Below are 11,431 nucleotides of genomic sequence, written 5' to 3'. Positions count from 1 at the left end.
CTTGGGCGTACGGGCCGGGAACGGATCACACGCCGAACCCGTTCAATTCCCGAAGGGGGCAAAACGGAACACACTCCTCACCAATACGCCCCCGAGACCCCATAAATCGCCCATGATGGTAACCGCCCGACGGCTCAAGCCTGCAATGCCCGTCGGAGCCGGTCAGGGTTCACCCTCCAGAAGGTGTGCTGCTCTCCGTCCACCAGCACGACCGGAATCTGCTCCCAGTGCAGGCGGTACAACTCCTCGTCCTGCGAAATGTCCTTCTTCTCCCACTGTGCACCCGTCTCGGCGCAGACCTTCTCGACGACTTCCTGGGCGTCATCACAGAGATGGCACCCCGGCTTCCCGATGAGCGTGACCAACCGCTCCTCCGGACGCTTCTTTTCGGCACGGCGCAGCAAGGGACTCATGCACCCATTCTCCCGCGCCCGCGCGCCTACGGGCCCGAGCCCGCGCCTTTTCGGTTCGGGCCGGCGGACCGAAGAGTTCACACCGCCGATTCCCATCGGTTCGGGAACTCCCGAACACAGTGGCTATGCTCGCGTCATGGCCGCTCTGGGATGGCTCACCCCCCGTAGGCGCTCCGCCACCGCGCGGAGCGTGCTGGCAGGCGAGGCCTCGGCCGAGGCCGCCCGCAAGACCGCGCTGGCCGACGAACCGCTGGACGGCCGGGGCCTCCCCGGAACGACGGAAGCGGAACGCACGGCGGAACGCGCGGCGGAAGCGGAGCCGGAAGCCCCGCAGGAGCCCGCCGAACCCGAGTTCCCCGTCGCCGGCGACGACCTCGCCGCCGCCTTCTTCGACCTCGACAACACCGTCATGCAGGGCGCCGCGATCTTCCACTTCGGCCGCGGCCTCTACAAGCGGGAGTTCTTCCGCCGCCGCGAGCTCGCCCGCTTCGCCTGGCAGCAGGCCTGGTTCCGGCTCGCCGGGGTCGAGGACCCCGAGCACATGCAGGACGCCCGCGACAGCGCGCTGTCCATCGTCAAGGGACACCGGGTCTCCGAGCTGATGTCCATCGGCGAGGAGATCTACGACGAATACATGGCGGTGCGGATCTGGCCGGGCACCCGCGCCCTGGCCCAGGCCCACCTCGACGCCGGCCAGAAGGTCTGGCTCGTCACGGCCGCCCCCGTCGAGACCGCCACGATCATCGCCCGCCGGCTCGGCCTGACCGGAGCCCTCGGCACCGTCGCCGAGTCCGTGGACGGCGTCTACACCGGCCGGCTGGTCGGCGAGCCGCTGCACGGCCCCGCCAAGGCGGAGGCGGTCCGCGCCCTGGCGGCCGCCGAGGGGCTCGACCTCGCGCGCTGCGCCGCGTACAGCGATTCGCACAACGACATTCCGATGCTGTCGCTGGTCGGACATCCGTACGCGATCAATCCCGACACAAAACTGCGCAAGCATGCCCGCGCCAAGGACTGGCGCCTGCGCGACTATCGGACCGGCCGCAAGGCCGTGAAGATCGGCGTCCCGGCCGCCGCGGGCGTCGGCGCGATCGCGGGCGGCACGGCCGCCGCGCTCGCCCTGCACCGCCGCCGCAAGTAGCGGCTACGGGGCCCTGCCCGGCCTCCCGCCCCACCAGGCCCGGCACCCTCCCCCGCCCGGGGCATTCGCTCACCTCTACCCGCACCTCCGGTGCGGCACTCCGCCCTGCCCTACTCGGTCGCGAGCCACCGTGGAAGCAGGCATTCCGCGCATCCAAGTGATCAAGAATCGATCACCATCTGTGCCTGAATATGCCCTCGACACGCAACAGAAGTGTCGTAACCGGTGATTTGAGCAACTGGGTGTAGCGCTGCCTGTACGAAGCGTTATTCTCCTCAAACGCATGCCACCGCCATCTGTCGCCACGACGGGTGAACGGTCCCGCACTGCACGTGATGGAAGCTCTGCCTCTGGGAGTCCCGTGTACCCACCTGTCGGGGTTGACGCCTCGGGCCTGGCTACGCTGCGCGCAACGGTCCTCGACCAGCTGCGCGGCTTCGTCCCCACCGCGTACACCGCCCCCGCATTCGCCACCGCGGTCCCCGCCGGACTCGGCCCGGCCGGTCCTTGCTATGCCCTGACCGACGGCGGAGCAACGGTGGGCAGACGCGGTCGCGCCGGCGGCTCGTCCGCCGGGGGCGCAGCCGCCGGGACCACCGCGCCCGCCGCCCGCCGCCCCACCGCGGACAGTGACCAGGCCCGCATGATGGACCTGGTCGAACGCGCCCAGGCCGGCGAGGCCGACGCCTTCGGTCGCCTGTACGACCAGTACAGCGACACCGTCTACCGCTACATCTACTACCGCGTCGGCGGCAAGGCGACCGCGGAGGATCTCACCAGCGAGACCTTCCTGCGCGCGCTGCGCCGCATCTCCACCTTCACCTGGCAGGGCCGCGACTTCGGCGCCTGGCTCGTGACGATCGCCCGCAACCTGGTCGCCGACCACTTCAAGTCGAGCCGCTTCCGCCTGGAAGTCACCACCGGTGAAATGCTCGACGCCAACGAGGTGGAACGGTCCCCCGAGGACTCCGTCCTGGAGTCCCTCTCCAACGCGGCCCTGCTGGAAGCCGTACGGAAACTCAATCCGCAGCAGCAGGAGTGCGTGACCCTGCGCTTCCTGCAGGGCCTCTCGGTCGCCGAGACGGCCAGGGTGATGGGAAAGAACGAGGGTGCCATCAAGACCCTCCAGTACCGGGCGGTCCGCACCCTGGCCCGCCTGCTCCCCGACGACGCCCGCTGACGCCGCCCTCCTCTCACATTCCGGTACCCCTCCCTGATGACCTTGATGACACCGACACCCCCGACGGCACCGATGCCACCGATGCCACCGTCGAATCCAACGACGCTGTGGTCCGATCATCCTTCGTCCGTAACCCAAGTGCCGCGCCGCTCGTTGTGGGGAATGCAGGCTCCCTGTGGACAAGCCCTGCCCGAAGCCGCTCACTCGAAAGTGTGGACGTGCTCAAGGAAGGCAACCTTCCGGACACCTTGGGGAGTCGATCGTCATGACGAGAGGAGGTGCCGCCAGTGATCGCGAACGTGACTCCGCACCGGCGGGCGAACGCCTTCGCCCAGGCCCTGGAGGAGCGGACCCCGTCCGACCTTTCGGAACCGGACCCGGCGGCCGAGCAGTCCGAGGCACCTGCCGAACCTGCCGACCACGACCGGTTGTTGGCCCTGGCGAGCGTGCTCGGCGAAAGAATGCCGCGCCCGGTGCTGGACCCCGAGGTCAAAGTGGTGCAACGAGCCCAGCTCATTGCCGCCATGGAAGCCAAGGTGATGGAAGAGAGGGCCGGGGGCGGCGTGGCCGCCGACCCTCAAGTGCCCGAACAGCGGACCGGCCGCGGCGCCCACCGGGCGACCTCGCTCCGGAAATTGCGGCCCCGCTCCCGCTGGTCCAAGGGCATCGCGGCGGGCGGTCTCACCGTAGGTGTGGCCGCGGGGGCCTTCAGCGGAGTGGCCGCTGCCAGCACGGACGCCCTGCCGGGTGACCACCTGTACCCCGTGAAGCGGGGCATGGAGGACATCCGGCTCGGGATGGCCGACGACGATTCGGACCGGGGCGAGCTCTATCTCGACCAGGCCTCGAACCGCCTGTCGGAGGCCCGCCGGCTCATGGAGCGCGGCCGTCTCGGCGCACTCGACCACGAGTCGCTCGGCGCGATCCGCCGAGCCCTCGCGGGCATGAAGCACGATGCCTCGGAGGGCCACCGGCTGCTCCAGGCCGCCTACGAACGGGACGGCTCGCTCGGCCCGATCCAGGCGCTGTCCTCGTTCTCCCGTTCACACCGGGACGCGTGGGCCAAGCTCCGGGGCAACCTCCCGGCGCAGCTCACCGACGTGGGCGGTGAGGTGGAGTCGGTCTTCCAGGCCATAGACCAAGACGTGGCGCCGCTCCAGAGTCTGCTTCCGAAGCCTCCGGAACAGACCCGCGGCTCCGGCCCTTCCACGAAGCCGAGCTCTCCGGCGGGCAAGCAGCAGGCGACGCCCCCCGCGGGCACCCCGTCCGCGGCCCCCGCACCGTCGGCCTCGGGTTCCGCGAAGACCCCGCCCCCGGACGGCGGCGGTCTCCTGGGCGGCACGGGCAACCTGCTCAATCCGCCCACGGGCCAGTCCACCCCGTCCGAGTCCGGCAGCGCCCCGCCCCCCGCCCGCCCGGACATCACCCTCCCGCCCCTCCTCCCAGGCCTCCTCCCAGGCCTGGGCATCAAGGCGGAAGACGCCGAGTAGCACCGCAGAGCGAAAACCCCCGGTGGGGCTGGATGCCATCCAGCCCCACCGGGGGTTTGCCGCGTCCAGCCCCAAGGGCGCGCACGAACGGCGCGTCAGAAGCCGTACGGGTCAGAAGAAGACGGACCTCCGCTGCACCAGCAGCTTGTACAGCGTGTGCTGGATCTGCTCCCGCACCTGATCCGTCAGGTTGAACATCAGCATCGGGTCCTCGGCCGCCTCCGCCGCGTAGCCGTCCGTCGGAATCGGCTCCCCGAACTGGATCGTCCACTTCGTCGGCAGTGGCACCGCGCCCAGCGGCCCCAGCAGCGGAAACGTCGGAGTGATCGGGAAGTACGGGATCCCCAGCAGCCGCGCCAGCGTCTTCGAGTTCCCGATCATGGGGTAGATCTCCTCCGCCCCCACGATCGAGCAGGGCACGATCGGCGTCCCCGCCCGCAGCGCGGTGGACACGAACCCGCCCCGCCCGAACCGCTGGAGCTTGTACCGCTCTCCGAACGGCTTCCCTATCCCCTTGAAGCCCTCGGGCATCACGCCCACCAGCTCCCCCGCCTCCAGCAGCCGCTGCGCGTCCTCGGCGCACGCCAGCGTGTGCCCGGCCTTCCGCGCGAGCTCGTTCACCACGGGCAGCATGAACACCAGGTCCGCCGCCAGCAGCCGCAGGTGCCGCTGCGCCGGGTGCTGGTCGTGCACGGCGACCTGGAGCATCAGGCCGTCGAGCGGCAGCGTCCCGGAGTGGTTCGCCACGATCAGCGCGCCGCCCTCCTTCGGGATGTTCTCGATGCCCTTGACCTCGACCCGGAAGTACTTGTCGTACAGCGGCCGCATCAGGGACATCAGGACCTGGTCCGTCAGCTCCTTGTCGTAGCCGAAGTCGTCGACCTCGTACTCCCCGGTGATCCGGCGCCGCAGGAACGCCAGCCCGCCGGCGATCCGCCGGTCCCAGCCGTCTCCCGCCACCACCGGTTCCGGTACGGCCTCCACCACCCGCTCCGGCCCGGCCGGCTCCGCCGCGACGGGCGCGAGCGGCGCCTCCGGCGCGACCCGTACCCGCCGGGCGGGCGAGGACCGCCGTCGCGGCCGGTCCTCGTCGAACGGAATGACCTTGGCGTCCGCCACTATCGCTTCGCTCCCTCAGCCACAGGCCCCGCACTCGCCTCTACGTCCACGCCGTTCACGTCCATGTGCACGTCCAGCAGCCCCGCCACCCGGTCCACGGCCCGCGCCACCCGCTCCGGCGGCAGCAGCCCGCCTCCCCGGCTCCGCGTGAAGTCGGCGAAGGTCTCGGCGGTCGTGTACATCGGCTCGAACCCCAGCACCTGCCGCATCTGCGTGGTCTCCACGACCCGCCCGTGCGTGAGGAGCCTTATCTGCTCGGGCGAGAAGTCCGTCGCCCCGACCGCCCGCAGCGCCGCGCCCACCCAGGTCACCGCGGGCAGCAGCAGCGGCACCGTCGGCCGCCCCAGCCGCCGCGCGCACTGCGACAGCAGCAGCACGCCGTCACCGGCGATGTTGAAGGTCCCGTTGAGCCCGCCGGGCCCGCTGGTCTGCGAGGCCAGCCTCAGCACGTCCAGTACGTCGTCCTCGTGCACGAACTGCAACCGCGGGTCGTAGCCCAGCACGGTCGGGATCAGCGGCATCGAGAAGTACTCGGCGAGCGCCGAGTCGGCGAAGGGCCCGAGGATGTTCGCGAACCGCAGCACGCACACCGCGACGTCGGGCCGCCTGCGCGCGAAGCCCCGTACGTACCCCTCGACCTCGACGGCGTCCTTGGCGAAGCCGGCGGCGGGCAGCGACTTCGGCTGCGTGGTCTCGGTGAAGACGGCCGGATCCCGCGAAGTGCCGCCGTACACACTGGTACTGGACTTCACCACGAGGCGCCGCACCGTCGGGGACTTCTGGCAGGCTCCCAGGAGCTGCATCGTCCCGATGACGTTGGTTTCCTTGACGGTGCTGTACGAGCCGGAGCCCGCGCCCGCCGCCGCTCCCCCGGTGACCGCGAGATGGACCACCGTGTCGACGGAGTTCTCGGCCAGCACCCGGGCGATGGCCGATTGTCTGATGTCCGCACGGACGAACTCGGCCGAGCCGAGCGTGTGCGGCGGGGTCACCGCGTCGACCGCGATGACCCGTTCCACCTCCGGGTCCCGCTGGATCCGCCGCACGAAGCGGCCCCCCAGCTGCCGGGCAGCCCCGGTGACCAGCACGACCTTCCCCACGAGCTCAGCGCCTCCCTCGAAGAAGTCCCCAGCATGCACCACAGCCCCCCCACCAGAATGGTGGAGGGGCTGCGGAAAACACGTACAGCTGCCGTTTACTTCTTGTTACGGCGCTGGACGCGGGTGCGCTTGAGCAGCTTGCGGTGCTTCTTCTTAGCCATCCGCTTGCGCCGCTTCTTAATAACAGAGCCCACGACTACCCTCGCTCACTTCTCTTCATTCGGTGCGGGGCGTCGGGGCCCACACGACCTACGTCGGCCTAGCCTACCCGCCCGAGCTCTGAGCCTGTAATCCGAGTGCCCCCGAGGGGTAATCACGGGCTCCCGACCCCTCGCTCTCAGGCCGATTCCACCCCCACGAAGGACTCGCGGAGGTACTCGTGCACCGCGTTTTCCGGGACCCGGAAGGACCGGCCCACCCGGATCGCGGGCAGATGTCCGTTGTGCACCAAGCGGTACACGGTCATCTTCGACACTCGCATCACCGAGGCGACCTCCGCCACGGTCAGGAACTGAACCTCACTGAGAGGCCTCTCGCCAGCAGCCATGACACACCTTGACCTTCCGCGCATGACGGGCACCGGCTTCCCCTCCGGTTACGCCCCGTCGTCGCACGCTCACTCCCCAGAGTAGGGGCGTGTGATACGAGTGGGGAAGAGGAGCTACGTCCACTCCTGCCGGCCCGACAGACTCGCCCGATTGAGTACATAGCGAGTGAGCGGTCGGTAGTAGTCCGCGCGCACCCCGTCATCAAGCGGAACGGCCACCGACACCTGCCCCTCGGCTTCCCCCACGAACAGCGCGGGATCATCCGTATCGGCCAGCCCGATCGCCTCCACACCGAGCTGACCTGCACCGCAGACCCAGCCGTGGTCCCCCACCACCAGCTCCGGCAACGGCCCGCCGGCCTCCGCCAGCGCCCCGAGCGCGATCCGAACCGGCAGCGGCGAATGGGAGTGCGCGCCGGTGTCACTCCGGTCCGGCCGCGCGCCGTCTTCCCGCACCAGTGCGACCCCTCGTACGTAATCGATGCGGTGCGTGCGTACGCCGAACCGGGTCTGCATGTCCACGGGTGCCCCCCGCGCCGGAGTGAGGACATCACATCCCGCCGCCGACAGCGCCCCCGCCAAGGTGGCGTAGAACCCCAGGAGCCGGTGCGGGTGGCCGGTCCCGAACAGCACCGGCGCCCGCGCCCCGGCCACCGCCCGCAGCCTCTCCGCGAAGGCCTCCAACCCCGCCACCGTCAGCTCGGGGTCGATCACGTCCGGCCCGCTGACGTGCGCCGGATCCGCCGAGACCCCGCACTTCTCCGCCATCAGCCTCAGCAGGTCACCCTCGCCCCAGCCCCACGCGGGGTCCAGCCCCAGCAGCACCCGCGGATCCCGAGCCGCGAACAGCCGGTAACTGCGCAGGCTCTCCTCCCGAGAGGTCGCGACGGGCCCGGCCAGGCGGGCGGCCAGCAGATGCGCACGCAACGCGCCGGTGCTCAACACCCTCCCGATGCTCCCGCACCGAACCTGACCCCTCACCAGTTCCGGCCATTCCCCCACCCGTTGGCCCAACGCCGCGCCACGTCCAGCCGACGCCGACCGCGTCCAGCCCCGCCGGCGTTTGAGGCACGGGGTCTGGGGCGGAGCCCCAGGGAACGGCGGAAGGGCGGGTAGGGGACAGCCCCGCAGGGCCCCCTCACCCCCCTAAGCCAGCAGCCCGCGCAGCGGGAACACCGCCCGCCGGGTGGCCAGTACGGCCTGGTCGATGCGATCCGCAGGGTCGTAACCACCCTCCCAGTCCCGCCACCCCGGCACCCGCCCGTCCGTCATCCGCCCAGGCGCCAACTCCCGCGTCCGCGCGTACACCGCATCCCGCCAAGACCCCGGCACCGCCGTCTCAGGATCGATCGGCCGATGCCCGGCAATCGCCACCAGGTGCGTCCAGGACCGCGGCACGACGTCCACGACGGCGTACCCGCCTCCACCGAGCGCCAGCCACCGGCCACCCTCCACCCACGCGTGCGCCAGCTCGTGGCACGCCTCCTGCACCGCCCGCTGCGCGTCCAACGACACCGCCAGATGCGCCAGCGGGTCCTCGACATGCGTATCGGCCCCGTGCTGCGTCACCAGCACCTGAGGTCTGAAGTCCGCCAGCAGCTCCGGCACCACCGCGTGGAAGGCCCGCAGCCACCCCTCGTCCCCGGTCCCCGCGGGCAGCGCGATGTTCACCGCCGACCCCTCCGCCGCCGGCCCGCCCGTCTCCTCGGGCCAGCCCGTCTGCGGGAACAGCGTCCGCGGATGCTCGTGCACCGAGATCGTCAGCACCCGCGGGTCGTCCCAGAACGCCGCCTGGACCCCGTCCCCGTGGTGCACGTCCACATCCACGTACGCGACCCGCTCGGCCCCCAGCTCCAGCAGCCGCGCGATGGCCAGCGCCGCGTCGTTGTAGATGCAGAACCCCGCCGCCCCGGCCGGCATCGCGTGGTGCAGGCCGCCGGCGAAGTTCACGGCGTGCTCGGCCTCCCCGCGCCAGATCGCCTCGGCCGCCGCCACCGACTGCCCGGCGATCAGCGCGGACGCCTCGTGCATCCCGTGGAACGCCGGGTCGTCGGCCGTCCCCAGCCCGTACGAACCGTCCGCGACCCCGGGGTCGGCGGAGACCTCGCGCACAGCCGCGACGTAGTCCTCGCGGTGGACCAGCCGCAGCGTCGACTCCCCGGCCGCCCGGCCCGCCCGTACCTCCAGCTCCCGGTCGAGCCCGAAGGCCCGTACCAGGCCCATGGTCAGCTCCAGGCGCACCGGGTCCATCGGATGGCCCGGCCCGAAGTCATACTTCGTTACCGCCTCGTCCCACATCAACAGCCCGGTCACCGGTTCGCCGCTCATGCCGGACACCGTATCGGGCGGGCTCCGGACCGAACGAGCGGGCATAGAAGAGAGTGACGAGGACCAGCACCATCGGCACGAGCATCGCCCCCCGGTAGCTCCAGGCGTCCCCGATCCCGCCCACGAGCGGCGCCCCGATCAGGAATCCGACGTAGTTGAAGATGTTCAGCCGCGCGATGGCGGTGTCGGAGGATCCCGGGAACAGCCGGCCCGCCGCGGCGAAGGTCTGCGGCACGATCACGCACAGCCCGATCCCCAGCAGCGTGAACCCGAGCATCCCCACCCACGGCCCGGGCGCCGCCGCGACCACGGCGAACCCGAGCGCGGCGACGACCGTCCCGATCCGTACGACGGCCACGGCCCCGAAGCGCCGCACCCCGAGGTCCCCGACGGCCCGGCCGAGCAGGGTGGTCACCATGTAGACGTTGTAGGGAACGGTGGCCACCTGCTCGGAGCTGCCCAGCACGTCCTGGAGGTACTTGGCGCTCCAGTTCGACACCGTCGAGTCCCCGATGTACGCGCACGCCATCACAAGGCACAGCGGCAGCAGCAGCTTGAACCCGCCGGGCCCGAGCCCCTTCGCCTCGGCGGAGCGGGGCTTGGCCTCCTGGTCCACGTAGAACCGGCTGGCGAGGAGCGCGAGCGGCAGCAGGACCACCACGGCGGGCAGGTACGAGCTGAACAGGGAGAGGTGCCAGTGCGCCCCCGCCCACGCGGCGGAAGCGCCGAGGATCCCGCCGAGGCTGTAGGAGGCGTGGAAGCCGAGCATGATGCTCCGCCCGTACGCGCCCTGCAGGCTCACCCCGAGCATGTTCATGGAGGCGTCGAGCGCCCCCACGAACAGCCCGAACGCCCCGAGCGCCAGCGCCACGTGCCACATCTCGCTGCCGGCGCCGACGCCGAGCAGGGCGAGCAGCACGAGCGGCTGCGACCACCGCAGTACGGTGCTGGGCGCGACCCGCTTCACCAGGTGCTCGGTGACCACGCTGGCCACGCCGGCGAGGATCGGCACGGCGGCCAGGAAGACGGGCAGCAGTGCGTTGGATATCCCGTACCGGTCCTGGATGGCCGGGATCCGCGTCACGAGCAGGGCGAAGGCCACGCCCTGCACGAAGAAGCTGAACCCCAACGCCCCGCGCCCGCGGCGCAGCCGCACGTCTGCTGTCATGGCGGGTCAGCGTATGCGCCGGTGCTACCGGTGGGTAGAGCGATCACATATCGATTGGGTCAGTGCGAGAACCCACCGCTGTGGCCGGTGTATCCGGACCCGGCGCCCTCCGCCAGGCCCAGCAGCCCGGCCAGTTGGTTCATGTCGCCGAAGTAGGCGGTGCAGCCGGGCAGCCGGTCGGCGGGCACCATCGCGGTGTAGCCGAGCACGTCCATCCCCGCGGCCAGCGCGGCCTGGACGCCCAGCGGGCTGTCCTCGACGACCACGCACCTGCCGGGCGCCACACCCATCTGATCGGCCGCGTGCAGGAACAGGTCCGGAGCGGGCTTCCCCTTCCCCACGTCCTCAGAGCTGAAGATCCACTCCTCCTCGAACCATTCGTCGAGCCCGGCCGCCCGGTGCCCGACCCGGATCCGCTCGTGGCTCCCGGAGGACGCGAGACAGTACGCGGTCCCGCTCTCGACCAGAGCCGCCAGCACCCCCTCGACCCCGGGCACGGGCTTGAGCTCCCGCTCGAAGGCCGCGAAGGTACGCGCGTGCAGCGTGCTGTCGAAGTCGGCCGGCAGGTCCTGCGCGGTCCGCTCCCGCACCAGGTCGTGGACCCGGTGGACCGCGGCCCCCATGTAGTCGCGGAGCGACTCCTCGTACGAGGTCGGGTGCCCCAGCTCGGTCAGGTACCCGGCGAGGATGCTGTTGGCGAGCGGCTCACTGTCCACCAGCACGCCGTCGTTGTCGAAGATGACGAGGTCGTAGCCCATGCGACAACCCTACGAGCCGTCAGTGCCAATCCATCCGGACCCCATGCCGGGCATCCGCAGGACATCCAAAGATCCTGCCCCCGCGCGGCGGGCCGCCGACGAGGTCCAGTACCTCCGAGGCCGCTCAGCTCCTGCCGGCGCCGGTCGGTGATTTTTGGCCCCAAACGCAGAAAAGCCCCGCACCAGTTTC

At 70.9% G+C, this 11,431-nt stretch carries 12 protein-coding genes; 3 read left to right on the top strand and 9 right to left on the bottom strand.

The features are described 5' to 3' along the window. Positions 1-134: 134 nt before the first annotated feature. Positions 135-413, bottom strand: a complete 279-nt coding sequence (locus AC6CKD_RS00060; protein WP_250741030.1) for a glutaredoxin family protein — start codon at positions 411-413, stop codon at positions 135-137. 136 nt (positions 414-549) lie between these two features. On the opposite strand from AC6CKD_RS00060, the gene AC6CKD_RS00055 reads away from it, so the two are divergent. From AC6CKD_RS00055 to AC6CKD_RS00045, 3 genes are all read left to right on the top strand, one after another. Further along, positions 550-1,551, top strand: a complete 1,002-nt coding sequence (locus AC6CKD_RS00055) for an HAD family hydrolase (RefSeq protein ID WP_498324423.1) — start codon at positions 550-552, stop codon at positions 1,549-1,551. Between the two features lie 361 nt (positions 1,552-1,912). Beyond that, on the top strand, positions 1,913-2,731 hold the full coding sequence (locus AC6CKD_RS00050; protein ID WP_266905839.1) for an ECF subfamily RNA polymerase sigma factor, BldN family: 819 nt from the start codon (positions 1,913-1,915) through the stop codon (positions 2,729-2,731). A 287-nt stretch (positions 2,732-3,018) separates the two neighbouring features. Next, entirely contained in the window at positions 3,019-4,221 is a 1,203-nt protein-coding gene (locus AC6CKD_RS00045) for a DUF5667 domain-containing protein (protein WP_498324422.1), read from the top strand. 111 nt (positions 4,222-4,332) lie between these two features. Here AC6CKD_RS00045 and AC6CKD_RS00040 read toward each other — a convergent pair whose 3' ends face one another. The 8 genes from AC6CKD_RS00040 to AC6CKD_RS00005 form a co-directional block, all read right to left on the bottom strand. Next, complete coding sequence (locus tag AC6CKD_RS00040; RefSeq protein WP_498324421.1) at positions 4,333-5,340, bottom strand: lysophospholipid acyltransferase family protein; 1,008 nt, start codon at positions 5,338-5,340, stop codon at positions 4,333-4,335. Continuing rightward, entirely contained in the window at positions 5,340-6,440 is a 1,101-nt protein-coding gene (locus tag AC6CKD_RS00035; protein WP_498324420.1) for an NAD-dependent epimerase/dehydratase family protein, read from the bottom strand. Before AC6CKD_RS00035 ends, AC6CKD_RS00040 begins: the two co-directional genes overlap by 1 nt. A gap of 95 nt (positions 6,441-6,535) precedes the next feature. Next, the gene (locus AC6CKD_RS00030) at positions 6,536-6,634 is read right to left on the bottom strand and encodes a 30S ribosomal protein bS22 (protein WP_003948845.1); all 99 of its coding nucleotides are present in this window, start codon (positions 6,632-6,634) and stop codon (positions 6,536-6,538) included. Positions 6,635-6,777: 143 nt separating this feature from the next. Beyond that, complete coding sequence (locus AC6CKD_RS00025; protein ID WP_162688852.1) at positions 6,778-6,987, bottom strand: helix-turn-helix domain-containing protein; 210 nt, start codon at positions 6,985-6,987, stop codon at positions 6,778-6,780. A 114-nt stretch (positions 6,988-7,101) separates the two neighbouring features. Then, positions 7,102-7,932, bottom strand: a complete 831-nt coding sequence (locus AC6CKD_RS00020) for a phosphatase (protein ID WP_498324419.1) — start codon at positions 7,930-7,932, stop codon at positions 7,102-7,104. A 201-nt stretch (positions 7,933-8,133) separates the two neighbouring features. Then, positions 8,134-9,285, bottom strand: a complete 1,152-nt coding sequence (locus AC6CKD_RS00015; RefSeq protein WP_498325367.1) for an acetoin utilization protein AcuC — start codon at positions 9,283-9,285, stop codon at positions 8,134-8,136. Then, positions 9,257-10,483, bottom strand: a complete 1,227-nt coding sequence (locus AC6CKD_RS00010; RefSeq protein WP_498324418.1) for an MFS transporter — start codon at positions 10,481-10,483, stop codon at positions 9,257-9,259. Before AC6CKD_RS00010 ends, AC6CKD_RS00015 begins: the two co-directional genes overlap by 29 nt. Before the next feature lie 59 nt (positions 10,484-10,542). After that, positions 10,543-11,241, bottom strand: a complete 699-nt coding sequence (locus AC6CKD_RS00005) for an HAD family hydrolase (RefSeq protein WP_498324417.1) — start codon at positions 11,239-11,241, stop codon at positions 10,543-10,545. Positions 11,242-11,431 lie beyond the last annotated feature (190 nt).

The sequence above is a fragment of the Streptomyces sp. GQ60 genome, assembly GCF_059758875.1.
The sequence above is the reverse complement of the archived record's forward strand: the minus strand, read 5'-3'. Positions and strand labels throughout refer to the sequence as shown.

Coding starts and splice junctions, on each gene's coding strand:
- AC6CKD_RS00025 (WP_162688852.1), bottom strand. CDS start 6,987: ATGGCTGCTGGCGAGAGGCCTCTCAGTGAGGTTCAGTTCCTGACCGTG.
- AC6CKD_RS00055 (WP_498324423.1), top strand. CDS start 550: ATGGCCGCTCTGGGATGGCTCACCCCCCGTAGGCGCTCCGCCACCGCG.
- AC6CKD_RS00005 (WP_498324417.1), bottom strand. CDS start 11,241: ATGGGCTACGACCTCGTCATCTTCGACAACGACGGCGTGCTGGTGGAC.
- AC6CKD_RS00060 (WP_250741030.1), bottom strand. CDS start 413: ATGAGTCCCTTGCTGCGCCGTGCCGAAAAGAAGCGTCCGGAGGAGCGG.
- AC6CKD_RS00010 (WP_498324418.1), bottom strand. CDS start 10,483: ATGACAGCAGACGTGCGGCTGCGCCGCGGGCGCGGGGCGTTGGGGTTC.
- AC6CKD_RS00015 (WP_498325367.1), bottom strand. CDS start 9,285: ATGTGGGACGAGGCGGTAACGAAGTATGACTTCGGGCCGGGCCATCCG.